Origin of the sequence: Bradyrhizobium sp. SEMIA, from assembly GCF_014844175.1 — a bacterium.
Taxonomy (GTDB): domain Bacteria; phylum Pseudomonadota; class Alphaproteobacteria; order Rhizobiales; family Xanthobacteraceae; genus Bradyrhizobium; species Bradyrhizobium arachidis.
In genome coordinates, this window is the sequence record NZ_CP046601.1 from 7,184,986 (window position 1) to 7,210,562 (window position 25,577).

20 protein-coding genes and 4 pseudogenes are annotated in these 25,577 nt (G+C 64.8%); 6 read left to right on the top strand and 18 right to left on the bottom strand.

Annotated elements, in window-relative coordinates; all coding sequences use genetic code 11:
* Window positions 1–15 precede the first annotated feature (15 nt).
* The 3 genes and pseudogenes from FOM02_RS34860 to FOM02_RS34870 form a co-directional block, all read right to left on the bottom strand.
* Window positions 16–3,152 (bottom strand): annotated as a pseudogene (locus tag FOM02_RS34860) (efflux RND transporter permease subunit).
* 170 nt (window positions 3,153–3,322) lie between these two features.
* A complete protein-coding gene (locus FOM02_RS34865) occupies window positions 3,323–4,429 on the bottom strand; it encodes an efflux RND transporter periplasmic adaptor subunit (RefSeq protein ID WP_027564295.1) in 1,107 nt (368 codons plus the stop codon).
* A gap of 253 nt (window positions 4,430–4,682) precedes the next feature.
* Complete coding sequence (locus FOM02_RS34870; protein ID WP_027564294.1) at window positions 4,683–6,014, bottom strand: MFS transporter; 1,332 nt, start codon at window positions 6,012–6,014, stop codon at window positions 4,683–4,685.
* Between the two features lie 169 nt (window positions 6,015–6,183).
* Between FOM02_RS34870 and FOM02_RS34875 the strand changes: the two genes are divergently transcribed.
* On the top strand, window positions 6,184–6,642 hold the full coding sequence (locus FOM02_RS34875) for a DUF2809 domain-containing protein (RefSeq protein ID WP_027564293.1): 459 nt from the start codon (window positions 6,184–6,186) through the stop codon (window positions 6,640–6,642).
* On the opposite strand, the gene FOM02_RS34880 is transcribed toward FOM02_RS34875, so the two are convergent.
* Window positions 6,608–7,612: a LacI family DNA-binding transcriptional regulator gene (locus FOM02_RS34880; protein ID WP_028146375.1), complete on the bottom strand. Its 1,005-nt coding sequence runs from the start codon at window positions 7,610–7,612 to the stop codon at window positions 6,608–6,610. The two genes, FOM02_RS34875 and FOM02_RS34880, sit on opposite strands and share 35 nt — an antisense overlap.
* A gap of 136 nt (window positions 7,613–7,748) precedes the next feature.
* On the opposite strand from FOM02_RS34880, the gene FOM02_RS34885 reads away from it, so the two are divergent.
* Window positions 7,749–8,768, top strand: coding sequence for an NAD(P)-dependent oxidoreductase (locus FOM02_RS34885; protein WP_265440657.1), 1,020 nt, complete (start codon window positions 7,749–7,751; stop codon window positions 8,766–8,768).
* 18 nt (window positions 8,769–8,786) lie between these two features.
* Here FOM02_RS34885 and FOM02_RS34890 read toward each other — a convergent pair.
* The 5 genes and pseudogenes from FOM02_RS34890 to FOM02_RS34910 form a co-directional block, all read right to left on the bottom strand.
* Window positions 8,787–9,949, bottom strand: a pseudogene (locus FOM02_RS34890) (winged helix-turn-helix domain-containing protein).
* A gap of 128 nt (window positions 9,950–10,077) precedes the next feature.
* A complete protein-coding gene (locus tag FOM02_RS34895; RefSeq protein ID WP_027564289.1) occupies window positions 10,078–10,332 on the bottom strand; it encodes a hypothetical protein in 255 nt (84 codons plus the stop codon).
* A gap of 121 nt (window positions 10,333–10,453) precedes the next feature.
* Window positions 10,454–10,699: a hypothetical protein gene (locus FOM02_RS34900; RefSeq protein ID WP_027564288.1), complete on the bottom strand. Its 246-nt coding sequence runs from the start codon at window positions 10,697–10,699 to the stop codon at window positions 10,454–10,456.
* Between the two features lie 260 nt (window positions 10,700–10,959).
* A complete protein-coding gene (locus tag FOM02_RS34905; RefSeq protein ID WP_416207794.1) occupies window positions 10,960–12,159 on the bottom strand; it encodes a caspase family protein in 1,200 nt (399 codons plus the stop codon).
* 162 nt (window positions 12,160–12,321) lie between these two features.
* Window positions 12,322–12,481 (bottom strand): annotated as a pseudogene (locus tag FOM02_RS34910) (peptidase); the annotation flags it as partial.
* A gap of 492 nt (window positions 12,482–12,973) precedes the next feature.
* On the opposite strand from FOM02_RS34910, the gene FOM02_RS34915 reads away from it, so the two are divergent.
* Window positions 12,974–13,615 (top strand): OmpA family protein, encoded by a 642-nt coding sequence (locus FOM02_RS34915; RefSeq protein WP_027564286.1) that lies wholly within the window; start codon window positions 12,974–12,976, stop codon window positions 13,613–13,615.
* Between the two features lie 54 nt (window positions 13,616–13,669).
* Here FOM02_RS34915 and FOM02_RS34920 read toward each other — a convergent pair whose 3' ends face one another.
* Complete coding sequence (locus tag FOM02_RS34920) at window positions 13,670–14,950, bottom strand: phospholipid carrier-dependent glycosyltransferase (RefSeq protein WP_027564285.1); 1,281 nt, start codon at window positions 14,948–14,950, stop codon at window positions 13,670–13,672.
* A gap of 200 nt (window positions 14,951–15,150) precedes the next feature.
* On the opposite strand from FOM02_RS34920, the gene FOM02_RS34925 reads away from it, so the two are divergent.
* Both FOM02_RS34925 and FOM02_RS34930 read left to right on the top strand, forming a co-directional pair.
* Complete coding sequence (locus FOM02_RS34925; RefSeq protein ID WP_027564284.1) at window positions 15,151–15,852, top strand: FecR family protein; 702 nt, start codon at window positions 15,151–15,153, stop codon at window positions 15,850–15,852.
* 2 nt (window positions 15,853–15,854) lie between these two features.
* Window positions 15,855–17,000, top strand: a complete 1,146-nt coding sequence (locus FOM02_RS34930) for a hypothetical protein (protein ID WP_027564283.1) — start codon at window positions 15,855–15,857, stop codon at window positions 16,998–17,000.
* Window positions 17,001–17,124: 124 nt separating this feature from the next.
* Here FOM02_RS34930 and FOM02_RS34935 read toward each other — a convergent pair whose 3' ends face one another.
* The 3 genes from FOM02_RS34935 to FOM02_RS34945 form a co-directional block, all read right to left on the bottom strand.
* Complete coding sequence (locus FOM02_RS34935) at window positions 17,125–17,613, bottom strand: VOC family protein (RefSeq protein ID WP_027564282.1); 489 nt, start codon at window positions 17,611–17,613, stop codon at window positions 17,125–17,127.
* A gap of 38 nt (window positions 17,614–17,651) precedes the next feature.
* Entirely contained in the window at window positions 17,652–18,080 is a 429-nt protein-coding gene (locus tag FOM02_RS34940) for a VOC family protein (protein WP_027564281.1), read from the bottom strand.
* A 127-nt stretch (window positions 18,081–18,207) separates the two neighbouring features.
* Window positions 18,208–18,720, bottom strand: coding sequence for a cupin domain-containing protein (locus FOM02_RS34945; RefSeq protein ID WP_008568982.1), 513 nt, complete (start codon window positions 18,718–18,720; stop codon window positions 18,208–18,210).
* Window positions 18,721–18,847: 127 nt separating this feature from the next.
* Here FOM02_RS34945 and FOM02_RS34950 point away from each other — a divergent pair, with 127 nt between their 5' ends.
* Window positions 18,848–19,066 (top strand): CsbD family protein, encoded by a 219-nt coding sequence (locus FOM02_RS34950; RefSeq protein WP_027564280.1) that lies wholly within the window; start codon window positions 18,848–18,850, stop codon window positions 19,064–19,066.
* 148 nt (window positions 19,067–19,214) lie between these two features.
* Here FOM02_RS34950 and FOM02_RS34955 read toward each other — a convergent pair whose 3' ends face one another.
* From FOM02_RS34955 to ggt, 5 genes and pseudogenes are all read right to left on the bottom strand, one after another.
* On the bottom strand, window positions 19,215–19,679 hold the full coding sequence (locus FOM02_RS34955; RefSeq protein ID WP_027564279.1) for an FKBP-type peptidyl-prolyl cis-trans isomerase: 465 nt from the start codon (window positions 19,677–19,679) through the stop codon (window positions 19,215–19,217).
* Between the two features lie 61 nt (window positions 19,680–19,740).
* A complete protein-coding gene (locus FOM02_RS34960) occupies window positions 19,741–22,032 on the bottom strand; it encodes a xanthine dehydrogenase family protein molybdopterin-binding subunit (RefSeq protein ID WP_027564278.1) in 2,292 nt (763 codons plus the stop codon).
* 2 nt (window positions 22,033–22,034) lie between these two features.
* Window positions 22,035–23,050, bottom strand: a pseudogene (locus tag FOM02_RS34965) (FAD binding domain-containing protein).
* 4 nt (window positions 23,051–23,054) lie between these two features.
* Window positions 23,055–23,669 carry a (2Fe-2S)-binding protein gene (locus FOM02_RS34975; protein ID WP_265440661.1) on the bottom strand — a complete coding sequence of 205 codons (615 nt, stop codon included), beginning with the start codon at window positions 23,667–23,669 and terminating at the stop codon, window positions 23,055–23,057.
* Between the two features lie 165 nt (window positions 23,670–23,834).
* The gene (gene ggt / locus FOM02_RS34980; RefSeq protein ID WP_027564275.1) at window positions 23,835–25,421 is read right to left on the bottom strand and encodes a gamma-glutamyltransferase; all 1,587 of its coding nucleotides are present in this window, start codon (window positions 25,419–25,421) and stop codon (window positions 23,835–23,837) included.
* Between the last annotated feature and the right edge of the window lie 156 nt (window positions 25,422–25,577).

Below are 25,577 nucleotides of genomic sequence, written 5' to 3' on the forward strand. Positions count from 1 at the left end.
AGTACTTCATCTCACTTATTCAGCCGCTTCAGCAAGCGGAATAGCGGGATGGTCATCGCTCCCATGCTGCGACGCGGTAGGCGGTTCGGCCGAACCGGCCTCGTCCAGGCTCTTCCTGAACCACAGGGCGTAGAGGCCCGGCAGGTACAGAAGCGTCAGGAAGGTCGCGACGAACAGGCCTCCCATGATCGTGATCGCCATCGGGCCCCAGAACGCCGAGCGCGACAGCGGGATCATGGCGAGGATGGCGGCCAGCGCCGTCAGCACCACCGGACGGGCACGACGGACGGTCGCCTCCACGATCGCCTCGCGCCGGGTCAGGCCGTGGCTGACGTCGGTCTCGATCTGGTCCACCAGGATGACGGCGTTGCGCATGATCATGCCGGCGAGCGCGATCAGGCCGAGCAGCGCCACGAAGCCGAACGGAGCGTTGGCGACGTTGAGGCCGAGGGAGGCGCCGACGATGCCGAGCGGCGCGGTCAGGAACACCAGGATCAGGCGCGAGAAGCTCTGCAGCTGGATCATCAGCAGCGTCAGCATCACCATGACCATCACCGGGAAGAGGATGAAGATCGAGGCATTGCCCTTGGCGGATTCCTCGAACGCGCCGCCCGCTTCGATGCGGTAGGCCGGCTCGAGGTGATCCTTGATCGCCTTCAGCTTCGGCGTGATCTGGTTGGTGATGTCGGGCGCCTGCACGCCGTCGACGACGTCGGAGCGCACGGTGATCGCCATGTCGCGGTTACGCCGCCACATGATCGGCTCCTCATGGGAGTACTCGATCTTGGCGATCTGCTGCAGCGGCACGGCAACGCCGTTGCGCGAGGTAATGGTGAGATCGCCGACACCGCCGAGGTCGAGCCGCTCGGACGGGATCGCACGGGCGACCACGCCGACCTTCTCGATGCCGTCGCGCACGGTCGTGACCTGCGAGCCCGAGATCAGCATCGCGAGCGCTGCGAGACCTCCTGCGGGGTCAGGCCCATGGCGCGGGCGCGATCCTGGTCGACGACGAGCTTGAGGTAAGGCGACTGCTCGTTCCAGTCGAGCTGGACGTCCTTGACGCTCTTGTTCTGCCGCATGACGTCGCGGACCTGGTAGGCGATCTCGCGCACCTTGTTGGCGTCGGGGCCGATCACGCGGAACTGCACGGGGAAGCCGACCGGCGGACCGAAATTGAAGCGGTCGACGCGCACGCGTGCCTCGGTCAGCATGCCGTCGGCGACCGCGCCCTCGATCTTGGCCTTGACGCGCTCGCGCGCCTCGACGCCCTTGGCGACGATCACGATCTCGGCGAAGGCCTCGTTCGGCAGCTGCGGGTTGAGGCCGAGCCAGAAGCGCGGCGAGCCCTGGCCGACATAGGCCGTGTAGGTCTCGATGTCCTTGTCGTCCTTCAGCAGCGTCTCGGCCTGCTTCACGGCCTTCTCGGTGACGTTGAAGGCGGTACCCTCAGGCAGCCGCAGCTGCAGGAACAGCTCGGGCCGCTCCGACAGCGGGAAGAACTGCTGCTGGACATGACCGAAACCGACGATCGAGGCGACGAAGACGCCGACGGTCGCGACGACCACGGTGATGCGGTGATTGACGCACCACTGCACGATGGCGCGCAAGCCGCGATACATGCGGGTCTCGTAGACCGCGTGCGGATCGTGGTTGTGATGGGCCTTCATCTCCGGCAGCAGCTTGACGCCGATATAGGGCGTGAAGATCACCGCCACGAACCAGGAGGCGACCAGCGCGATCGCCACGATCCAGAAGATGCTGCCGGCATATTCGCCGACCGCCGAATTGGCAAAGCCGATGGGGAGGAAGCCAGCGGCCGTGACCAGCGTTCCCGTGAGCATCGGAAACGCAGTGGATTCCCAGGCAAAGGACGCCGCGCGCATGCGGTCCCAGCCCTGCTCCATCTTCACCACCATCATCTCGACCGCGATGATGGCGTCATCGACGAGCAGGCCGAGCGCGATGATCAGCGCGCCGAGCGTGATGCGATGCAGATCGAGCGACATCGTGTTCATGACAATGAAGACAATGCCAAGCACCAGCGGCACCGACAGCGCGACCACGATGCCGGTGCGCCAGCCGAGCGCCAGGAACGAGACGAACAGCACGATGACGAGCGCTTCCATGAAGGAGTGCACGAACTCGCCGACGGCGTGCTCGACCACCTTGGGCTGGTCGGCGATCAGCTTGACGTCGACGCCCTGCGGCACGGCCTTCATGAACTCGGCGGTCGCCTTCTCAACTTCCTTGCCGAGCTCGAGGATGTTGGCGCCCTTGGCGGTGACGACACCGATGCCGATCGCGGCCTTGCCTTCCTGGCGCACCACGAAGCTCGGCGGATCGACATAGCCATGGGTGACGGTGGCAATGTCGCCGAGGCGGAACACGCGGCCGTTGCTCTCGACCGGGGTCTCCGCGACAGCCTTCGCGCCGTCGAGCGCGCCGGTGACGCGCAGCGGCACGCGCTGCGAGGAGGTCTCGACCGTGCCGGCCGGCGTCACGTTGTTCTGCTTGGCGAGCGAATCGAACAGCGCCTGCGGCGTGATGCCGAGGGTGGCGAGCTTGGCATGGCTGAACTCGACGAAGATGCGCTCGTCCTGGTTGCCGTAGACGTCGACCTTGGTGACGCCAGGCACCTTCAGCAGGCGCTGGCGGAAACCTTCGGAGACCTTCTTGAGCTGGGCATAGTCGGCGCCGTCGCCGGTCATCATGTAGAGGATGGAATCGACGTCGGAGAACTCGTCGTTGACGACGGGTCCGAGAATACCGGACGGCAGCTGGCCCTGCACGTCGACCAGCTTCTTGCGCAGGAGATAGAAGAGATAGGGCACGTCCTTCGGCGGCGTGTTGTCGCGGAAGGTGACCTGGAGTGCGGTGAAGGCGGGCTTGGAGTAGGTTTGCACCTTCTCGAAGTAGGGCAGCTCCTGGATCTTCTTCTCGATGGGGTCCGCGACCTGGGTCTGCATCTCCTGCGCGGTCGCGCCCGGCCAGATCACGGAGACGTTGACCACCTTCACCGTGAAGAACGGGTCCTCAGCGCGGCCGAGCTTCTGATAGGAGAAATAGCCGGCGACGCCGAGCACGAGCATCAGGAAGAGAACCAGCGTCGGATGGCTGACGGCCCAGGCCGAAAGGTTGAAGCGCTTCATCGCTCTCTCCGAAAGACGATCCAGTTGCAAAAACGACAGCCGCTCTGTTCAAACCGTCGTCGCGAGGCAGCGAAGCAATCCAGGGGGCTGGGCAGGTTCTGGATCGCTTCGCCGCTTCAGCCTTTGCTTAGGGACACAGGCCGAAACTCACCTCACACGACGTAACTCGCTTAGAAAGAAAGTGACGAGACGACCCGCACCTTCTGGCTCGGATCGAGCTTCTGCACACCGAGCGCGACGATCTTGGCGCCTTCCGGCACGCCGCCGGTGATGACGACGTCGTTGCTCTCATAGGACTTCACCACGACCGGCTGCAGCGTGACCGCGCCGTTGTCGTCGACGACGTAGAACGAGGGCTTGCCGCCTTCGTTGAACAGCGCCGACAGCGGCAGCCGCGCGACGCGCTCGGTGGCGGCGTCCGACAGCGTCAGCGTCGCGGTCATTCCGAGCGCGACCCTGTCGTCGGCCTCGGGCAGCGAGAACTTTGCGAGATAGGTGCGCGTGGCGGGATCAGCCGCCGGCGCGATCTCGCGCAGCTTCGCCGTGTATTTCTTGTTCGGCTCGGACCAAAGAGTGACGCTGGCGGCGCCCGATTTGGCACGTCCGACCAGCGTCTCAGGGATCGCGACGACCGCTTCCTTCTCGGCAAAGCGGGCGACACGGATCGAGGCCTGGCCTGCGGCAACCACCTGGCCGGGCTCGATCAGCGTTGCGGTGACGACGCCACGGGCGTCGGCGTTGAGCGTCGCGTAGGAAAGGGAATTCTTGGTCAGCTCGACCGAGCGGACGGCGCGGTCGAGGCGCGCGCGGGCCTCGTCGGCGGATGCACGGCTCGAATCGAGCTGTGCGTCCGTGGTCCAGCCCTTGGCCTTCAGATCCTTGGCGCGCTGCTCGGCGGCGGCGGCCTGGGCCAGCACGCCGGTCGCAGCGGTCTGCTCGGCGACAGCCTGCTCGGCCTGGAGCTTCAGATCGACCTCGTCGAGGGTGGCGAGCGGCTGGCCGATCTCGACGGTCTGGCCGACCTCGACCAGGCGTTTTGCAACTTTACCAGCGACGCGGAAACCCAGGTCGCTCTCGATCCGGGGACGGACGGTGCCGACAAAGCTCCGCTCTGGGGTCTCGGCGTCATAATGGGCGGTCGCGACCAGAACCGGGCGCGACGGCTCGGCCTTCTCGGCGACGGTGTCATTGCAGCCGGCCAGTGCAGCGGCCATCAGGGCCAGCGACACACCCGCCAAAAGCCTGGAATAGCTCGACAAAACCGACCGGACGAACATCGGAGGACACTCCTCAATCTTGAATGAGAGGAATGTCGACTAATCACTGATAAAAGTCAATAATCGTCAGTCATCAGGAAAGCGTGATCGTTAAGGGCTGGTAAGGATTGGCGGGATGGTTGCCAGGAAGGTGCGATCGTAGGGTGGGCAAAGCGAAGCGTGCCCACCAGATCGGCGTATCAGGGAAAGATCGTGGGCACGGCGCTCTGCGTCTTTGCCCACCCTACGAAGCTGCGGGACCGTTCACTCGGCGTTACCGCCCCTGCCCGGCGAACTCGTGCTTGCTCTCGTGGCCGCCGACGAAGACCAGAATGCCGGCGATCAGCGGGAGCACGGCAAGCACCAGGAGACCGGTCGAGGTCTGCCCCGTGGCTTCCTTGACCCAGCCGATCAGATACGGTCCGCCAAAGCCGGCGAGGTTGCCGATCGAGTTGATCAGCGCGATGGCACCAGCCGCCGCCGTACCGGAGAGCCAGGCGGTCGGCAGGGTCCAGAACACGCCGAAGACGCAGAACACGCCGATGGCGGCGAAGGTCAGCGCCACCATCGTCATGGTGGGATCGGTGAGATAGGAGGAGACGCCGAGCGCAATGGCGATCAGGATCATGGGTGCGCCGACATGCATCACGCGCTCGCGCGTGGCATCCGAGTGCCGCGCCCACAGGATCATCGCGATCGTGCCGAACACATAGGGAATCGCGGTCACGAAGCCGGTCTGCGCATTGGTGAGACCGAACGCCTTGACGATCTGCGGCAGCCAGAACTGCATGCCGTAGAGCGCGCCGACGAAGCCGAAATAGATCAGGCTCAGCGTGATCACCTTGGGCGAGGACAGCGCTTCGCCGAGCGTCAGATGCTTCACGGCCTGCTTGGCCGCGATCTCGGCATCGAGCTTCGCCTTGAGCCAGGCCTTCTGCTCGGCCGAGAGCCAATCCGCCTTCTCCGGCCTGTCGGTGAGATAGAACCAGGTGACGATGCCCAGCAGCACGGAGGGAATGCCTTCGAGAATGAACAGCCACTGCCAGCCCTTCAGGCCCATGATGCCGTCGAGACCAAGCAGCAGGCCGGAGATGGGCGCGCCGATCACGGTCGAGATCGGGACAGCGATCGCGAAGGCCGCGAGGAAGCGGGCGCGGTATTCGGCCGGGTACCAATAAGTGAGATAGAGGATGATGCCGGGGAAGAAGCCGGCTTCGGCGACACCGAGCAGGAAGCGCAGGACGTAGAAGCTGGTGACGCCGCTGACCATCGCCATCAGCGCCGAGATGATGCCCCAGGTCACCATGATCCGGGCGATCCAGCGGCTGGCGCCGAACTTCTCCAGCGCCAGATTGCTCGGCACCTCGAAGATGAAATAGCCGATGAAGAAGATGCCGGCGCCCCAGGAGAAGATCAGCGGCGTGAACTTCAGCTCGGCGTTCATGGTCAGCGCGGCGAAGCCGAGATTGACGCGGTCGAGATAGGAGAAGAAGTAGGCCAGCACCAGGAACGGAATCAGGCGCCAGGAGATGGCGCGGATCGTCGAGGTCTCGACTTCGCTCTTGGCAGTGCCGGTGGAACCGGCATAGGTCGTGGTCTGGCTCATCGCTTCCCCCCGGGGTTGTTGCTTTTATGGGCTAAAGCCGTTTCGAATCGAAACGGCTTTAGATTCATGTTTTGACGCGTTTTCTTGACGCGAACCGGTATCCACCTCGCTCGAAAACGCTCTGTTCGCGGTTTTGAGCATCGCCGCGAAAGAGTCAATGGAGCAAGCAATGCACGGGGCGCAGCCAAATCATTCTGCTGCGCTGCTACGGACATCGCTGACCCGGGCCGCCCTCGCGCTGGTCGTGATCGCCTGCGGCCTGTCCCTGCGCTGGTACGGCTTCCCGCTTGGCCTGCCCGCCTTCGTGGTGAAGTATGGCGGCTCGCTGCTATGGGCGATCATGGTGTTCTTGCTGGTCGGGGTCTTGCTGCCGCAGCTGTCACGGGCGCAGATCGCGGCCATCGCAGTGGCGATCGCCGTCGTCGTCGAATTCTCCCGGCTGGTGCATACGCCGTGGCTCGACGGATTCCGGCTCACCACCGCGGGCGCGCTGCTGCTCGGCCGCATCTTCTCGCTGTGGAATCTGGTGGCTTACGCGGTCGGGATCGTCGTCGGCATCTGGCTAGACAGCTACGTCGTCCGGTCGAGCAAGCTCAACTCGCGACCGGCCGGCTCGAGCCGCGAATGATCAGCTCTGTCGGCACGGCGAGACCGCGGCCGCGCTCGATCTCGTCGCCGCGCATCCGCTCCAGCAGCATGGTCGCGGCGTGGCGACCCATGGCCGCCAGATCCCACGCGATCGCCGTGATCGGCGGCGTGTGCAGCTCGGCGAGGTCGGAATCGCTGCCGGCGACCACTGAAACCCCATCGCCGACGGCAAGACCCATCGTCCGCAGCGCGCGCAGGCAGCCGCCGAGCATGTCCATCGCCGCGACGAAGAGCGCGGTCGGCGGCTGCGCAAGACCCATGAGCGACGCCGTCGCCCGATAGGCGTCTTCGCTCGAGAGCACGTTGTCGCGCACAAGTCTCGGATCCGGCGCAAAGCCCGCCGCCGCATAGGCTGCACCAAATCCCTCCAGACGGCTTCGCGACGGAAAGGCCTTGGTATCGCCGACGAGCATCGCGATCCGCCGGTGCCCGAGGCCGAGCAGATGGCTCGTCGCAAGGCGCGCACCCTCGCGATGATCGGCCGTGACGCGATCCAGCGCCTCGATGCGATCGCGGTCGATGAGCAGGACCGGCATCTGCGCCTCCGACAGCGCCTCGCGCACGTCCTGGTGCTGCTCGTCGCTCAGCGTCATCATCACGCCGTCCACGCGGCGCCGGCGGAAGGCGCGCAGCAAGGCGATCTCGATTTCGGGGCGATTGGTCGTGCTCGCCAGCAGCAAGGTGTATCCGGCCTCCCGCAAGACCGCCTCCGCCTCCTTGATGAACAGCGCGAAGCGCGGAATGTCGAAATCACGAATCGCGCAGCCGACGAGCCGCGACCGTCCCGCACGCATGCTCTGCGCGGTGACATCGACCTCATAGCCGAGCTGCGCCATCGCCCTTTCGACACGCTCGCGCAGCTCCCTGGTCACCGCAGGATGATCGTTGAGCACGCGGGATACCGTGCCGACCGCAACACCGGCTTCCCGGGCGACATCCTTGACCTTCACTGTTTGCGGTCGGTGGGCGTGCGATGGCATGCCGCAATATGAACCGGTTCACCAGGTCAGAGCAAGACGGCGCCGACGATTCTGCCTTCGAAATGACCATTCTGCTTAGTAATTGCCGCCGGCAACCGAAGTCGTGATGAACCGGTTCATTGACTCCGTTGCAGGACGCGGCACAATGGCCGTCGCCGGCGAAACGCCGCGTGAGGAGACCTCACCCATGCCGCAGCCCAAGATCGCCTTTGTCGGATTTGGCGAGGCCGCGCGATGCTTTGCATCGCATCTGGCGGCGCAGACGGGTGCGCCAATGGTTGCGTTCTGCCAGGGCAAGACCAATGCGCCGCCCTACTCTGGGGCCTTCCGTGCGCTGGCCGGCCGTTGCGGCGTCACGCTCACCGACCGGCTCGAGGACCTGTCGGACGCGGACGTGATCTTTTCCGCCGTGGTCGTTGCTGTCGCGGCTGAGACCGGTGAAGCCATTTCCAGGATCATCCGTCCCGGCTGCCTCGTGGTGGACATCAACGCCGCCACTCCGCGAACGAAAAAGAGAGTTGCCGAAGCCGTGGAGGCGCGCGGCGGCGTGTTCGCGGACGCGAACCTGATGGGGTCGGTCGACCTCTATGGCGCCGCGGTCACGCTCTACACCTCCGGCAGCGGTGCCGAGCGCTTCGCGGAGATCTTCGGACCACTCGGCTTCCGCATCGATGTGGCCGGCCCGGAAGCCGGAACGGCAGCGGCCGTCAAGATGCTGCGGAGCGTGGTGACGAAAGGCATGGAGGCACTGCTGGTCGAAGCTCTGACCGCCGCAACGCTTGCCGGCGTGCGCGATGAAACCATGCGCGGGCTCTGCACGTCGATGGATGCCACCACGTTCAGCAAGTTCCTGGATATGTGCGTCCGCTCCGACGTGCTGCATGCCGAGCGCCGCGCGGTGGAGATGGACGGCGTGGCGGCGGGCCTGCGGGAATTGGGCTTCGATCCCCTGATGACGGCCGCCACGACGGCGCGATTGAAAGTCTCCGCGCGACTCGGGCTACGGGACGAGTTCGTGCGGCGCTCGGTCTATTCCGCCGATGAAGTGCTGGACCGGTATGCGCACGAGCTGTCGGTGCCCGGAAGCGAACCACGAGACCCGCACGAACTCAAAGAGCGACCGTAGACGGGGAAACGATAACGCTCACTCCTCCAGTTGAAACCGCTCGAACCGATCAAGCTCGTCCTCGATGCCCCGCTTCAGCTCCTTGCGTCCCGCCGTCTTCTTGCCCTGCCCGACCCAGGTCCATTTCTGCATCAGCAGCTTCTTGGCCTGCCGGTCGGCCTTGAGATCGAGCGCAGCGACGATCTCGTCGCCGACCAGCACGGGAAGCGCGAAATAGCCGAGCTTGCGCTTGGCCTTCGGCACATAGGCTTCGAACAGATGGTTGTAGCCGAAGATGAGATTGGTGCGCTTGCGCTGGATGATCAGCGGGTCGAACGGCGAGAGGATGTGGACGAGATCGGGCGATACGCCCTCGCCCGGCTCCAACGACGCCGGCGTCGCCCAATGCTCCTGCTTGCCGGCGCCATCGATCGCAACGGGCACGAGCTCGCCGCGGCGGACGCGCGAGGCGATCAGCCCGGCGACCGCCTTCTTGCGCGGCGCGTCGAGATGGCAGATCGAATCCAGGCTCACCACGCCCTGCGAGCGTAGCGCGCGGTCGAGCAGATAGGCCGTGATCTCCTTCGCGGAGGCCGGCTTCGGCAGCTTGTCCCAGCCGAAATGGCGCGTCATCAGGTCATAGGTCTTGAGCATGCCGAGCGCGCGCTGATGGTCGCAACGCCGGTATAGAAAGCGAGCTGGAGCGCCCGCTTCGAGGGCTTTCGGCTCTGCCAAAGGTGCTCCTTCTCGGTGAGCACGTCGTCCTCGATGTCGCGGATCGTCAGCGGGCCCGCGCGCAGCAGCCGCATCACCTTGCGCGTGTCGGCCGGCTTCACCGAGGCGTACCATTTGTGTCCCTCGCGCTTGTGCTCGCGCATCGCCGGCAGGAAGAAGCGAAAGTCGGCGGACGGCACGTAGGAGAGCGCATGCGTCCAGTATTCGAACACGCTTCGGTCGACGCTCTGGGCCTGGCGCAGATCGGCGCGGCGATAGGAGGGAATGCGGCTGAACAGGATGTGATGGTGGCTGCGCTCGATGACGTTGATGGTGTCGATCTGCACATAGCCGAGATGAGTGACCGCATCCGCCACCGCCTGCGCCCCCTCGCCGAACGGCGCGCGCTCGTCCAGCCGCTGGGCATGCAGCCAGATCTGCCGGGCCTGTGTGGTGGTGAGCGGGAGCGGTTTGGGCGCGCGAGACATTGCGGGAAGCAATGTAGCGAGATTCGCGCCAAGAGAAAGAAGGCAGCGGACAAGGAAAAGCGGCAGTTAAAGTAAAAGCCACGCTGCCATCTGCTGACAGCGCGGCCAAACAAGGCGCGCCTTGCGCCTTACTTCATCGACATCGCCTTTTGCGACTTCATGTAGTGCATGCAGGCGCTCTTCATCTTGCCATTGCTCATGTCCGCGTTGGCCATGGCCATTTCCTTGTTCGCCGCCATCTTCGCCGGCGTGTCGGGGGTGCCGCCCATCATGGCGGCGGTCTTCATCATGTTGTCCGTGGTGCACGCCATCATCGCGGCGGAGGCGGGGGACAGCGAAAGAGCAAACGCGACAAAGGCTATGGCCGTGAGCAAGGTCTTCATCGAAAAATCTCCTCGAGCAAAACGAAACCGGCGTCATGCCGGCCTTCGCAATTACGTATTCTCTCGTGCAGACGTTTCGTGGAGAAGACAATTTTCTTGCTGCCGTGCGATGGCAGAAGGCTCAGTGGCCCTCTTTCGGAGCCCTGGACCGGCCGCCGATGCTGCCTGTGGCGACATCGGGCTCGCAGGACGCCCTACCGCGCCCTTCCGACTGGCAGCGGTAGACGCTGCCGGTGAGACGGTCGACCAGCCACATGTTCTCGTCGGTCGGTGCCTCCAGGCCGACATAGCGGGAGGTCAGCCCCGTGATCAGCGTCGACAGCAGGATCGCCACCGCGATCATCGCCGCGCCGATATAGACGGGCATGGAATTCAGGGAGACGGTCCGATCCGGCGGGCCACTGCGGTAGAATTGGGAGTCACGCTGATAGTCACTTGGCCTCGGCACAGGATGGAACTCGGCTCCCTTCGCAGATGAGTGGTTGTCGGATCGTGCTAGGCGCGCAACTGGCCGAATTCTTGTTCGCACGCAGGCCATCCCGCGACGGCTTTGCGACGATCGATGAGCAAGGGTTTCCGAAACACAGAGGCGGCCCGAACCGGGCCGCCTCTGGCTCCGCCTTGGCCTCAGCGGCGGCCGAACAACCCGCCCATCATACCGCCGAACAGGCCGCCTGGGCCGCCGGTCGGACCGCCACCACCGCCGCTATAATAATGGCGCCGGCCGCCACCGCCGGAGGAACGGCGACGCGCCGGCTCATCGTCGGCCTGCTCGGAGGAGGCCGCTCGGGTCGAGACGATCTCCGACAGCAGGGCCTTGTGCTGGAGCTTGTTGAGATAACCGGTCGCGGGATAGCCGCGTGCCGCCTGCCACCGCCTCATCACGGAACGGGTCTCCTCGTCGAACTTGCCCGTCGCCTTGACATCGAAGCCGAGCCCGGTGAGGCGACGCTGCACGTCGCGGCGCTGGCTCTTGTCGAGACCAATCTGGTCTTCGGACACCTGGTTGGCCTCTTCCGTAAAGGTCGCGGGATCGATCCCGGCCGACAGGTTGCGGGTGGTGTTGGAGGGACCATCCTGCAACGCCGCGATCCGGGCGAGTGCGATCGATTTGAACGTGCCATTGGGATAGCTGGTGAGATAGGCGTTGAGCTCCTCGACCTTGTTCGAGTCCTTGATCGAGCGCCAGAACTCGAGCTCGACGTCGGAGCCTTGCTTGCCGGCGGCCAGCGCCGGCGCGTTCGACGCATCGGTCGTGGCCGCGGCCGGCACGCCAACCGGATTGAGATACACATTGCCCGTGAGGTTGGTGTGACCCCAGGGCAATTGCCCCTTGCTGGTCTCGTCGCTGACCTGGGCGCGGACCTTCGTCATCGCCTGCTGGATCTCGATCCCGGGCTGGGCGATGTTGGCGACGAGCGCGCGGGTGAACGGGCTGTTGGTGCCGGCCTCGCCGTCGAGCGCGGTCTGGCCGGGGCCGGTGGCAAAGGCTATCAGCGTGCCCTCTCCCGACTTCATCTCGGCAAGACCAGTCTGCACATTGACGGAACGGGTGGCCCTGGCCGCGCGGATCTTCGCCGCGAACGGATTGTCACGGCAGGCATCCAGGAACACGAGCTTCACCTTCGCGTCCGACATCGTCTGATCGAGCGTGAGGTCGACATTGATCGCCGCGCCCAGCTTGACGTCCATCTCGGATTTCAGGTCTGCGTCGATCGGCAACAGGTAGTTGACGCCGTTCACGGCGATCCCGTGGCCGGCATAGAAGAATACCGCGACATCGGCACCTTCGCTCTTCTTGCCGAACTCCAGAAGCTTTGCAGTCATGGCGTCGCGGGTGAGGTTGGCGCCCTCGACGACATCGAAGCCGACATTGCGCAGCACCCTGGCCAAACCCTTCCAGCGCAGTCCGCGTGATATCAATGCGGCCCGCATGTCGGAGCGTGAGGTTGGCGCCCTCGACGACATCGAAGCCGACATTGCGCAGCACCCTGGCCATCGCCTTGGAATCGATTGCGGGGTTGGGAAGCTGCGGGACATTCTTGTAGGTGGCGTTGCCGACGACGAAGGCGACGCGCTTGTCCGCGAAAGCTGCGTTGCCGCTGACAATGAATGCTGCGATCGAAATTGCTGCGATCAAGAAGCGCATGATCATTCTCCCCTGATCCAAACTTCTTCGCTGCTCTCGGGTCGGCCTTAGCCGATCCGATGAGAGCAATCTGGTCCAGCTCACAAGGACGCACTGTGATCTGGATCACTCGGGGATTTCCGCTGCCCGAACCGAACTGGGAGTCGCTGCGACGGTAGCTTTTCGGGCTGCTGACGCAGCGGGCAATACAGGCTGGTGACGAGCAATGACGAAAAGATTGTACCTGCCGGGGCCGCGAGTCCAGCAGGTATCGAACACTCTTCCGAGAAAGCGAGAGGGGTCAGCATTCTGCTTCTGCGGCCGAATGAGACAGCGCTTCTTCCCGGTGGCAGGGCGCTGCCACTCACCCGACACGCAATGGATGCCAATTGGCTCCGGCGCGCAGGACATTTTGGCCATTTGGAATGTGACCCGCATCACATCGGGGCCTTTGAACCTGTCCTAGGCTCCCAGCATCAAATCGCTATCAGGCGTCACACCGAGGATACGACAATGACCCGTTTCGATAAGTTTTTTGCACTGAAGGCGATCACTCTGACGGCCGCGCTGTCGATGACGGCGAGCCTTGCTCTCGCCGGCGACAACAACTTCTCCGCCGACCAGATCGTGAATGCGTTGAAGCCGAAGCCGGCGACCCGCGGCCTGTCCGTCGGACCGCAAGCCGATCCGACCGCGCAGGCCAAGGAAGCGACCTTCCTGAACACCGTGCGCAACCGCTCGACCCGATCGCTCTCGATGGGCGAACGCGAGCAGATCGCCGAGTTAGCTGCGACCAAGCCGAAGATCGATCTGGAGATCCAGTTCGACTACAACTCGGCCGACATCGCCAAGACCTCGGTGTCGTCGGTGCAGGCGCTCGGCAAGGCCCTATCCGACCCGGCGCTGAAGGGCTCGACCTTCGTGGTCGCCGGCCACACCGATGCGATCGGCGGCGAAGAGTACAATCAGGGGCTCTCCGAACGTCGCGCCGACACCATCAAGAAGTACCTGGTGCAGAACTACGGCCTCAACGGCACCGATCTCGTCACCGTCGGCTACGGCAAGACCAAGCTGAAGGACACCGCCAACGGCGCCGACCCGATCAACCGCCGCGTCCAGGTCGTGAACATGGACACCAAGACCGCGTCGAAATAATCGCGACGATCAATGAGCCGCCTGCCACAATCAGCGGCAGGCGGTTTTCTGATGTCAGATCCAGCTCTGGAACAACATCAGGCGGTTGAAATTCTGCATCGTCGTACCGATGAACGCCGCCGAGATCGGCAGCATCATGGCAAAGCCGATGGCGGCGATGCCGACATAGGCCCATAGCAGCCAGCGCGGCAGCCCCTGTCTTCGCAGCACATAGACCAGCGCGAGCGATGCAATCGTTGCTGCCGGCAGATAGTAGTAGATGAAGCCGAGCGTGCGTGGCAGCAGCGCCCAGGCGAGCCAGCAGCCGAAATAGAACGTTGCGATCAGGAACGCATCCCAGCGGCGCGCGACGACGAAGTCGCGCAGCACGATTGCGAGCGCGAGCAGCGCCGGCCACATCACCAGGGGATTGCCGAGAAAGACGACCGCGGAGACGCTATTCTCCGAAGACTTGTCGAACAGAAACCACACCGGTCGCGCCAGCAGCGGCCAGGACGGCCACGCGCTCATATAGGTATGCCCCGCGATCGCGGCCGTGGTGTTGTCCGCAAAGATCCGGCGCTGCGCCTCGATCAGATCCGATAGCGAGAAGCCATAGAGCGGAACGAATGCGGCCAGATACGTGATCGCCGGCAAGACCGCGAAGCAGAGTGCAACGTGATGCACGCGAAAGTCGGGCCAGAGGTCGGGCCGATACCAGTCGCCCGGCTTGGCGTCGGCAAACAGCGTGCGCCAGCCCTGCATCAGGCGGATCACCGCAACGATGACGATGCAGACCCCGAGCGGAAACAGGCCGCTCCATTTGCAGGCCGCAGCAAAGCCGAGCAGAGCGCCTGCGAGCGCGAACAGCGCATGCGGGCGCTCTCTTCGAAACCCATGCATGAAGGCGGCGATCGCGAGCAGGCCGAAGCCTAACGCGAAGATGTCGAGCATCGCGATGCGCGCCTGCACGTACAGCATCTGGTTGAACGCCGCGATCAGCGCGGCGGCGATCGCAGGCCCTTGCGCGGAAAACAGCGCAAGGGCGCTCAGATAGATCGCGACGATCGCGAGCGCGCCGAACAATGTCGCGAGATAGCGCCAGCCGAATGCGTTGTCGCCGAACGTGGCAATCGAGGCCGCGATCAGCTCCTTGGCCAGCGGCGGGTGCATCGGATTGAGCATCGGCTGCGACATTGCAGGCGCCAGCATCTGCCGCGCCGCCGGCACGTAGTGCACCTCGTCGAAGACGAATTTCTCCGGGGTCGTCAGGCCAATCAGCAGCGCCAGATGCGCAACCAGGAAGATCGCGACAGCGATCACTGCGCTCTGCGACAGCTTCGGAACCGCTGACACTTCGATCGGCTGTTGTGGAGATATCTTGCGTGGCAAATCTGCTTCACCGGGAGAATAATCTGGACGGCGGTTTTCATTGAACGCATTCCGCCGCAACTGTCACTAAGCATAGCGCAGGTCCCGCGCCGCTTGTGATAATTTCGCCACATCAGAAGCGCGCGCGATCCGGTACGATCAGGGACACATCGATCGGTTGCGAAATGAATTTGCGTTTCTCGTTTTTCTCCACACTGCTGACGGCCGTGCTGTGCGCGGCGTCTGGCGCGCAAGCGCAGACGCGCGTCGGCGAAGCCGTCGTGATCCAGAACGAAGTGGTGCGCGTCGCCGCGACCGCGACTCCGATCAATGTCGGCGACAGCATGCTGCGCGACGAGACCGTGCGCACCGGCGCCGACAGCGCCGCGCGCTTCGTCATGGCCGACAGCACCAATCTCTCGCTCGGCCCGAGCGCCACGCTCAAGCTCGATCGTACCGTCTTCAACGACGAGCACAGCTATCGCGATGTCGCGATCCGCATGACCACGGGCGCGTTCCGCTTCGTCACCGGCCATTCCGAGAAGACCGCCTACAAGATCACGACGCCGCTCGCGACCATCGGCGTACGCGGCACCACGCTCGACATCCTGTCGCAGCGCGGCCGCTCGGTCGTCGTGCTTCAGGACGGCGCGGCCAGCGTCTGCACGCTGAGCTTCCAATGCGTGCAGCTCGCCCAGCCGGGCGACACAGCAGTGATCACCTCCACTGGCGGCAAGGTCAGCATCACCAAGACCAATACACCGCCCTGGACGTTTGCCGCCAATTGCGCCGCAAGCGCGGGGCTGTGCTCAGTCAACCAATATGCCGACGCCACGCCAACCATCACGCCCGCCGTCCATGACGACGGCATGCTGTGCGGGCGCTGATGATGGCGAAACACCGCTTGAGGCGTTTCCTGCCTGCCGCGGTGCTGGCCGCAGCCGCCACGTTCGCGCTGGCGGCGCTCCATGCGCGTCCGGCCATGGCGCAGGCCTCCTGCGAGTCGAATTGCTACGGGCCCACGCCAACGCCCAGCTACGCGCCGACGTCCACGCCCACGAGTACGCCCACGACGACCCCGACATCCAGCGGGCCGTCCCCCTATCCGTCACCTTATCCGAGCCCGAGTCCCAGCCCGACCGGCGCGGATTCCAGCGGCAATTCGATCGGCGGTCTCGCGGGCCAGCGCTTCAACCAGATGATCACCAACCGGGTGCTCGGCACGGTGCTGCTCGGCGTCAACGAGCAGGTCAATTGCAGTGATTGCATCAGCGCGTTCGGGTCGGCCGGCTCATTCTCGGCCGGCATTCACGGCCGCAAGGAGCTCACCAACAATTTGTCGCTCCTCGCCGGCATCGCCTACACGCAATACAACGAGGGCGGGTACAAGATCACCAGCGCGCCGATCGGCGCCTTTGCGCTGCGCTACGACTTCACCGACTGGGGCTCGTCGCGCCCGTTCTTCGACGTCGGCACCATCCTGACGCCGTGGGAGAAGGCCCGCTACACCCGCAGCTACGACACCAACCTCGGCCCGGTGAGCGTGACGAGCTCGACCAATGCGGCGAACTATGCCGTCTACGGCCGCGCCGGCTGGATGAGCCGCGTCTCGCCGCGCGACGAGGTCGCGGCCTCGATCGAGGTCTGGCAGCTCTGGCAGCGCGTGTCCGGCTATAGCGACAGCGCAGTCGCTTTCAACCCGTTCGACGCCAGCATCGCGACCGGCACCGACCGCACCAACCTGGTCAAGATCGGCGGCCAGTGGACGCATCTCTACGGCGGCAACATCGAGACCAACATCAACGGTGGCTGGGTGCAGTCGTTCGCCGGCCATAGCGGCATCGTTGCGACGGTCACCGGCAACGGCACGGTGGTGCCGACCATGGGCAACCAGGGCTGGTTCGAATATGGCGGCCGACTAGGCTTCCGGGTGCAGAAGGGCTGGATCGTGGACCTGTTCGCGAACGGCACGCTGGGCCCGCAGCCGGTGGGCAACACCATCCATGGCGGCGTGGGGCTGCGGATCAATTATTAGAGCGCCCAGGGACGGTCCCGTAGGGTGGGCAAAGCGAAAGCGTGCCCACCACTTCTCGCAATCAGGGACGGATGGTGGCACGGCGCTTCGCGCCTTTGCCCACCCTACGGCACCTGTGTCGACGTCACGCCGCGGACTTGCCCTCGAACGCGCGCCGCAGCGCCTCCACGTCCAGCTTGACCATCTTCATCATGGCCTGCATCGCGCGCGCGGCCGCGGCCCTGTCGGGGCTCGACAGGAATTCGAACATCACCTTCGGCACCACCTGCCAGGCCACGCCCCAGCGGTCCCTGAGCCAGCCGCACTGCTCTTCCCTGCCGCCATGCGCCAGGAACGCGTTCCAGACGCTATCGACCTGGGCCTGGTCGTCGCAATGGATCATCAGCGAGATGGCGTGGGTGTATTCCATCGTCATGCCGCCGTTGAGCGCGACCAGGGGCTGCCCGGCGACAGTGAACTCGACGACCAGCACCGAGCCCGTCTTGCCGGACGGGCCGTCCGAAACGTTCTGCTGAACGTGCGTGATCTCCGAATTCGGAACGAGCGAGGTGTAGAACTTCGCGGCTTCCTCGGCATCGCCGTTGAACCACATGCAGGGCACGAGCTTGGACATGAAGCGCACTCCTCTTTGGTTGTTCGATCGGGCTTCGATCAGGCGTTCGCCATCTCGGACTGCGCGGCGAACGCTGCCATGTCCATCCAGTTCACACCCCACATATGGCCATCCGGATCCTCGAAGCTGCGGCCGTACATGAAGCTGTATTCGTCCTTCGGGCTGGGATCGGCGACCCCGCCTGCAGCCTCGGCCCTGGCAACGATCTCGTCGACCTCGCTCCGGCTCTCGGCGGACAGGCAGAACAGCGCCTGGTTCGAGGTCTTCGCATCCGCGATCGGCTTCGGCGTGAACTGGCGGAATTTGTCGTGGGTCGTCAGCATCGCGTAGATGGTCTCGGAGAAGACCATGCAGCTCGCGGTGTCATCGCAGAATTGCGGGTTCCTGGTCGCGCCGACCGCCTCGTAAAAGGCCGTGGCGCGCTTCAGGTCGGTCACCGGCAGATTGATGAAGATCATCCTGGGCATCGGAAGCTCCTTGGGCGGGGTTCTGCCCAAGGACGGATGGCCCGACGGCCATCCGACATCGCTTCCGGATATTTTTTGCCGCCTCCCTGGAGGCGACCGCACTGCCCCGCGGCGGTCTCGGGAGGTCTTACTTCTTCTCGTTGGGATCCCGGTGCACCGGGTCGATCCACAGCACGGTCTCGGGCTTCTCGACCGGCTCGATGTCGAGGTTGATCGCGACCGCCTCGCCGTCGCTGCGCACCAGCACGCATTCCAGCACCTCGTCCGGGCTGGCGTTGATCTCCTGGTGCGGCACGTAGGGCGGCACGAAAATGAAATCGCCGGGGCCAGCCTCGGCGGTGAATTGCAGCTTCTCGCCCCAGCGCATCCGCGCCTTGCCCTTGACCACGTAGATGACGCTTTCGAGATGGCCGTGGTGATGCGCGCCGGTCTTGGCATCCGGCTTGATGCTGACCGTGCCCGCCCACAATTTCTGCGCGCCGACGCGCGCGAAATTGATCGCGGCCGCGCGGTCCATGCCGGCCGTCGAGGGCACGTTGGTGTCGAGCTGGTTGCCGGGAATGACGCGCACGCCGTCATGTTTCCAGCGATCATCGTGATCGTGGTCATGGTGGGAATGCGAATGGTCATGGCCGGTCATGGGACTTCTTTCTGTTGGTTCCGTGCGCGGCAAACTACCCCAAAGCCGCATCCGCAAGCCATACCAAAATCGGAACTCTCGTAGCTGCGGGACGTTGCCCTCATGAGCAAATTGGATGGAGAGTTTCATGGGTAGCACCACCGACAAGATCAAGGGCACCGCCAACGAGACGATCGGCAAGGCCAAGCAGGGCATCGGCGAAGCCACCGGTTCCGAGCGCCTGCAGGGCGAAGGCGCGGTCCAGGAAGTGAAGGGCAAGGGCCAGAAGGCCATGGGCGATGCCAAGGACGCAGCAAAGGACGCGGCGGATCGCGCCGCTGCGGCGGCTCGTCGCGCGGCAGAGTAGCGCGACTAGCGTTGAAAGCGAAAAGACCGGCCGCAAGGCCGGTCTTTTTGTTGGTCCATTCACGCCGTCATTCCGGGGCGCGAAGCGAACCCGGAATCTCGAGATTCCGGGTTCGGCTCTTCGAGCCGCCCCGGAATGACGCTTCGCGTCACTTCACCGCGAGCAATTCCACGTCGAACATCAGCGTCGCGTTCGGCGGGATCACGCCGCCGGCGCCGCGGGCGCCGTAGCCGAGCTGCGGCGGAATGATCAGCGTGCGCTTACCGCCGACCTTCATCGTGGCAACGCCCTCGTCCCAGCCGGCGATGACGCGGCCCTTGCCGATCGGGAATTCGAACGGCTCGTTGCGGTCGACGGACGAGTCGAATTTCTTGCCCTTCTGGCCGTTCTCGTAGAGCCAGCCGGTGTAATGCATCACGCAGATCTGGCCGGGTTTTGGCGAAGCGCCGGTGCCGACGACGCTGTCGGTGACTTGCAAGCCTGAAGCTGTGGTCATGGTCTTTCCTGCGGTCTGGGCCGAGGCCGTGGTGGAAACGAATGTCGACACGCCGGCGATCACGGTGATCGCGAGTGCCGACATGATGGCGAGGAGTGCGCGTTGAAAACGCTGCATAAGGCACCTTCGGTTTGAGGCGGAAGGTGTCTAGCGCAAGGCGCGTGGGGATTCCACCCCTTTAGACCTCGATATTTTCCAGCCGCACCGGCAGCTTGCGGATGCGCTGGCCGGTGGCGTGATAGATCGCGTTGCAGATCGCGGCGTTGGTACCGACATTGGCGAGCTCGCCGAGCCCCTTGGCGCCCGCGGGATTGATGTGATCGTCCTGCTCGGAGAGCAGGATCACCTCGACGCTTGGTGTGTCCGCATTCACGGGCACAAGATAATCGGCGAGATTGTCGTTGACGTAGCGCGCATAGCGCTTGTCGATCTCCGTGGCCTCCAGCAGGGCCGAGGACATGCCCCAGATCAGGCCGCCCATCAGCTGGCTGCGCGCCGTGCGCGGATTCATGATGCGGCCGGCCGCGAAGGCGCCGACCAGGCGGGGGCTGCGGATCTCGTGCGTGAAGCGGTTGACGCGGACCTCGACGAACTCCGCACCGAAGGCGTAGGCAATCTTGTCCTTCATCTGGTGGCCGCCGACGAGCCGCGCGTGCCCGCTATGCATGGCCTTGAAGGAATCCAGCGGCGCGCCTTCCGGCTTCCACTCGCCATATTCCTCGACGACGCCGACACCGAGCGCGTCGAATGCCTTGTCCAGATCGAGCGGACGATCGCTCTTTGCGGCTTGCGTCGTCGGCGTCTGTCCCATGCCGATGGTTTCCTTGGCCTTGTCGGTCAGGCTCGCATTCGGCATCACCGCCTTGAACAGCCGCTGGCGGATCTGGTCGCACACCATCATCACCGCCGAGCAGGTGCTGGCGGTCGAGTTCGAGCCGCCGGCCACCGGCGCTGGCGGCAGATCGCTATCGCCGATGAAGACGGCGACCTTCTCCAGCGGCACGCCGAGCCGCTCGGACGCGGTCTGGGCGATGATCGTGTAGGCGCCGGTGCCGATCTCGTGGCCCGCGATCTCCACGCGGGTACGGCCGTCGCGCTGGAGGCGCACGCGCGCGGCCGAGGGCGCCATCTGCGTCGGATAGCAGGTGGCGGCGCAGCCATAGCCGATCAGCCAGTCGCCCTCCGCCATCGATTTCGGCTCCGGCGATCGCTGCGACCAGCCGAACGCCTTGGCGGCTTCGTCGAAGCACGCCATCAGCGAGCGCGACGTGTAGGGCTTGCCGTCGATCGGCTCGTTGGTCGTGTCGTTGATGCGGCGGAGCTCGACCGGATCCATGTTGAGCTTGACCGCGAGCTCGTCCATCGCGCTCTCCAGCGCGAACAGATACGGCACCTCCGGCGGCGAGCGCATGAAGCCCGGCGTGTTGCGGTCGGCGCGCACGATCGACACCAGGCTGTCGACGTTCGGACAGGCATAGAGCCGCGTCGTGGTCTTGGTGCCGCCGACGCAATAGGGATCCGGACGCGAGGACACCTCGGCGCCCTCGTGCCTGAGCGCGGTCAGCTTGCCGTCACGGCTGGCGCCAAGCTTGATCTCGTGCCGCGTCTCGGCGCGGTAGGTCGCGATGGTAAAGCCCTGGTCGCGGGTGGCGACGAGCTTGATGGGCCGGTTCAGGCGCTTCGCAATGCCGGCGATGATGGCGGTGCGCGGCGTCATCGAGCCGCGCGAGCCGAAGCCGCCGCCGACATAGGGATTGACCACGCGCACCTTGTCGGCGTCGATGCCGAGCTGCTCGGCGACGCCGTTCTTCAGGCCGTATACATACTGGCTGCCCTCATAGATGACGAGGTCCTCGCCCATCCAGGCGCAGCTCGTCGTGAACAGCTCCATCGGATTGTGGTGCTGGGTCGGCGTGTCGTAGGAGGCGGTGAGCTTGACCTCGGCCTCGTCGAACGCCTTGGCAAAATCGCCGACCTTCGGGTCTTCCTTGAACTGCGAGTTCTGCCCCTTCGCGGCGGCTGTCGTCGTGCCCGGGGAATCGAAGGTCGCGGTGGGCGCAGCGGCCGTATAGCTGACCTTGATGCGGTTGGCCGCCTCGCGCGCGGCCTCATAGGTGTCCGCGATCACGACAGCGATGATCTGGCCGTCATGCGCGATCTCGGCCGATTTCAGCGGCTGGATCGTCGTGCCGGCATAGCCGCCATTGCTGAAAAGTTTCGACTCCTTCAGCTTCGGGGCGTTCTCGTGCGTGACGATGTCGATCACACCGCGGACGCGCCTGGCATTATCGAGGTCGAAGCTGTCGATGCGGCCCTTGGCGATGGCGCTGGTGACCAGGTAGGCATGGGCCGGATTGTCCAGCGGCATGTCGGACGCATAGGTCGCGCGCCCCGTGACTTTTGCGGTCGCATCGTAGCGCGGCACGGGCTGGCCCATATTGGCCTTCGGCTCGGGAGCAGCAGCGGTCATGGTCAGATCTCCATCGTTACGGCCTGCTGGAGCGCACGCGCCACCACGCGCTTTCCGAGCGCGATCTTGAAATTGTTGTGCTGACGTCCTCTGGCATGGGCGAAAGCGGCATCCGCAACACGCTGCGCCAGCCCATCGTCGAACTTCTGGCCCTTGAGCAGCGCCTCCGCCTCGCGTGCCCTCCAGGGCACGGTCGCGACGCCGCCGAGCGCGACGCGCGCATCCTTGATCGTGCCGTCCTGCACGTCGAGCGCGACGGCCGCCGAGGACAGCGCGAATTCATAGGATTGCCGGTCGCGCGCCTTGAGGTACACCGAACGCGGCCAGCGGCCGGTGATGACAAAGGCCGAGATCAGCTCGCCGGGCTGAAGCGTGGTCTCGATATCGGGCGTGCTGCCGGGCGCCTTGTGCAACTCCGCGAACGGCATGTTGCGCGTGCCGGACCTGCCGGTGATCTCGACCGTGGCGTCCAGCGCGATCAGCGCCTGGGCGAAATCGCCAGGATAGGTGGCGATACAGTGGTCGGACGTGCCGAGCACGGCATGCATGCGGTTGACGCCGTCCATTGCGGCACAGCCGGAACCGGGATTGCGCTTGTTGCAATTCTCGTAGGAGACATCGCGGAAATAGCTGCACCGCGTCCGCTGCATCACGTTGCCGCCGAGCGTTGCCATGTTGCGCAGCTGGGCGCTGGCGGCAAGCTTCAGCGAGTTCGCGATCACCGGATAGTCCCGCTGGATCCCGTCATGCGCGGCGACATCAGACATCTTTGCGAGCGCGCCGAGCCGCAGCTTGTCGCCGCCCGGCTCGATCGCCGACCAGCCGCGCGCGAGCGGATTGATGTCGACGATCGCGGCGGGCCGCATCACGTCGAGCTTCATCAGATCGATCAACGTGGTGCGCCGGCGAGCGGCTGCGCAGCGGCCTGCGTCAGCGGATCGTTGGCGGCCGCGGCGGCGCTGAGCGCCTGCACGGCCATGTCGGGGTCGCTCGCCCTCTGATACGAGAAAGGTCGCATGTGCCTAGCCTTTCATGATTTCGGGCGCGGCCTGCTTCACGGCGGCGACGATGTTGGGATAGGCGGCGCAGCGGCAGATGTTGCCGCTCATATATTCGCGGATGTCGGCCTCGTTGTTGGCATGCCCCTCCTTCACGCAGGCGATCGCCGACATGATCTGCCCCGGTGTGCAATAGCCGCACTGGAACGCGTCATTGTCGACGAAGGCCTGCTGCATCGGATGCAGGTGATCGTCGGTGGCAAGGCCCTCGATCGTGGTGATCTCCTGCCCCTCGGCGGCGAGCGCGAGCGTCAGGCACGACACCACGCGGCGGTCGTTGATCAGCACGGTGCAGGCGCCGCACTGGCCGTGATCGCAGCCCTTCTTGCTGCCTGTGAGCTTGAGATGTTCGCGCAACGCATCGAGCACCGTGGTGCGGGCGTCGATGTGCAGGCGCTTGTCCTTGCCGTTGACGTGCAGCGTGACATCGACGGGAAGCGCCGGAGTCCAGCGCGGACGGCGCGTCCGCCTCTGCGCGGCCGCGCGCGCGGTGATCGGAACGAGGGCACTGCCGGCTGCGCCCGCCATGAAGGCGCGGCGATCGAATCCGGATGATCGGGAACTTGAATTGTCGGACATTGACGGCCTCCGCCGCTTCAAAACAAAGCAGCGCACGCCTGCACCGCTCACCGCCAACCAACTTGGGGCCATGAGCTCCGTTCCGAACGGGAAAGGGCGGCACAGCCAATGCCGTGCCGCCCTTCGTCAATTTTTCCTGATGTCTTCGCGAGGAACCGCGCGCGATCAATAGCCCAGCGCGCAGCCGTCCTTGCGCGGATCGGAACCGCCGGTGAGGGTGCCCTTGTCCCAGTCGATCCAGATCGCCTGGGCGCCGCCGAGCGGGCCGACGACACTGGTGGTCTTATGGCCGAGCTTCTTCAGGCCCTCGACAATATCGGCCGGCACGCTGTCCTCGAGCTGATAGTGGCCCTCGTAATGCAGGCCGCGCGGCATGTCGATCGCCTCCTGTACGTCGCAGCCGTAGTCGAGGATGTTAGTCAGCAGATGAGTCTGACCGGTCGGCTGGTACTGGCCGCCCATCACCGCGAACGACATCGTGGAACGGCCGCCCTTGGTGAGCAGCCCCGGCATGATCGTGTGCAGCGGGCGCTTGCCGCCTTCGATGCAGTTGGGATGGCCGGGCTGGATGCGGAAGCCGCCGGCGCGGTTCTGGAACAGCACGCCGGTCTTGTTGGAGACGATCGCCGAGCCGAACGAATGCGCGACCGAGTTGATGAACGAGCAGACGTTGCGGTCCTTGTCCACCACGGTGATGTAGATGGTCGAGGGGTTCATCGGCGGCGCGACATTCGGCAGGTCGAGCATGCCGTCCATACGGATCTTGCTGATATACTCGTCGGCAAAGCCCTTCTCGAGCATCTCGGCGACGTTGATCTTCATGTGCTCGGGAGAGGCGACATGCATCTCGCGGTTCATGTAGGCGATGCGCGCGGCTTCCGCCTCGAGATGGAAGCGCTCGACGCTGACGGGGGCGTATTTGGTCAGGTCGAAGCGCGACAGGATGTTGAGCATCAACAGCGCCGTGACGCCCGGGCCGTTCGGCGGGCACTGCCAGACGTCGTAGCCCTTGTACATGGCGCCGATCGGCTTCGTCGTCTCGGTGGTGTGCGCGGCGAAATCGTCGAGGGTGTGGAGACCGCCGATCGAGCGCAGGGTCTCGACCATGTCTTCCGCGACCTCGCCCTTGTAGAAGGCGTCGCGGCCGTCCTTGGCGATCGCGCGCAGGGTCTTGCCGAGCTCGGCCTGGCGGATGACGTCGCCGGCCACCGGCGGCTTGCCGCCCGGCAACAGGTAGCGAACGGTGTTGGTGCCGGCCTTGAGCTTCTCGAACTGGTTCTTCCAGTCGAAGGCGATGCGGGGCGCGACGACGTAACCTTCCTCGGCGGCCTTGATCGCGGGCTGGAGCAGGCGGTCGAAGCCGAACTTGCCGTGATCGCGCAGCACGGTCGCGAAGCAGTCGATCACGCCGGGGATCGAGACCGCATGGGCCGAGGTCAGCGGCACGGAATTGATCTTGCGCTCGAGATACCAGTCGGCGTTGGCCGCCTTCGGGGCGCGGCCGGAGCCGTTATAGGCGATGATCTTGCCCTCGCCGCGCGGCTGGATCAGCGCGAAGCAGTCGCCGCCGATGCCGGTCGATTGCGGCTCGATCACGGCGAGAATGGCCGAGCCCGCGACCGCCGCGTCCACCGCCGTGCCGCCCTCGCGCAGCACCTCGATCGCGGCCAGCGAGGCCTGCGGATGCGAGGTCGCCACCACCGCGTTGGTGGCGTGAACCGTGGACCTGCCGGGGAAATGGAAGTTTCTCATTGAATTTTTGCTCTCTCAGACCGTCGGCGCGGATAGCGCGCCGTCTCGGAAAAACCGGGCCTACATGACACATTCCGGCCCATCCGGGCAATCCTGGCATACCAGGGAAATGGCAGCCATCCGCTGGGCGTATAGACCGTTTGCGCCCCGCAGCCA

Excerpts from the sequence above, each read along its gene's own strand:
- FOM02_RS34945 (WP_008568982.1), bottom strand. The coding sequence starts at position 18,720 with ATGACCGGCCATGACCATTCGCATTCCCACCATGACCACGATCACGAT.
- ggt (WP_027564275.1), bottom strand. The coding sequence starts at position 25,421 with ATGAGAAACTTCCATTTCCCCGGCAGGTCCACGGTTCACGCCACCAAC.
- FOM02_RS34940 (WP_027564281.1), bottom strand. The coding sequence starts at position 18,080 with ATGCCCAGGATGATCTTCATCAATCTGCCGGTGACCGACCTGAAGCGC.
- FOM02_RS34875 (WP_027564293.1), top strand. The coding sequence starts at position 6,184 with ATGCACGGGGCGCAGCCAAATCATTCTGCTGCGCTGCTACGGACATCG.
- FOM02_RS34955 (WP_027564279.1), bottom strand. The coding sequence starts at position 19,679 with ATGCAGCGTTTTCAACGCGCACTCCTCGCCATCATGTCGGCACTCGCG.
- FOM02_RS34925 (WP_027564284.1), top strand. The coding sequence starts at position 15,151 with ATGAATTTGCGTTTCTCGTTTTTCTCCACACTGCTGACGGCCGTGCTG.
- FOM02_RS34905 (WP_416207794.1), bottom strand. The coding sequence starts at position 12,159 with ATGACTGCAAAGCTTCTGGAGTTCGGCAAGAAGAGCGAAGGTGCCGAT.
- FOM02_RS34950 (WP_027564280.1), top strand. The coding sequence starts at position 18,848 with ATGGGTAGCACCACCGACAAGATCAAGGGCACCGCCAACGAGACGATC.
- FOM02_RS34975 (WP_265440661.1), bottom strand. The coding sequence starts at position 23,669 with ATGTCCGACAATTCAAGTTCCCGATCATCCGGATTCGATCGCCGCGCC.
- FOM02_RS34900 (WP_027564288.1), bottom strand. The coding sequence starts at position 10,699 with ATGCCCGTCTATATCGGCGCGGCGATGATCGCGGTGGCGATCCTGCTG.
- FOM02_RS34870 (WP_027564294.1), bottom strand. The coding sequence starts at position 6,014 with ATGAGCCAGACCACGACCTATGCCGGTTCCACCGGCACTGCCAAGAGC.
- FOM02_RS34960 (WP_027564278.1), bottom strand. The coding sequence starts at position 22,032 with ATGACCGCTGCTGCTCCCGAGCCGAAGGCCAATATGGGCCAGCCCGTG.
- FOM02_RS34935 (WP_027564282.1), bottom strand. The coding sequence starts at position 17,613 with ATGTCCAAGCTCGTGCCCTGCATGTGGTTCAACGGCGATGCCGAGGAA.
- FOM02_RS34885 (WP_265440657.1), top strand. The coding sequence starts at position 7,749 with ATGAACCGGTTCATTGACTCCGTTGCAGGACGCGGCACAATGGCCGTC.
- FOM02_RS34895 (WP_027564289.1), bottom strand. The coding sequence starts at position 10,332 with ATGAAGACCTTGCTCACGGCCATAGCCTTTGTCGCGTTTGCTCTTTCG.
- FOM02_RS34915 (WP_027564286.1), top strand. The coding sequence starts at position 12,974 with ATGACCCGTTTCGATAAGTTTTTTGCACTGAAGGCGATCACTCTGACG.
- FOM02_RS34930 (WP_027564283.1), top strand. The coding sequence starts at position 15,855 with ATGGCGAAACACCGCTTGAGGCGTTTCCTGCCTGCCGCGGTGCTGGCC.
- FOM02_RS34865 (WP_027564295.1), bottom strand. The coding sequence starts at position 4,429 with ATGTTCGTCCGGTCGGTTTTGTCGAGCTATTCCAGGCTTTTGGCGGGT.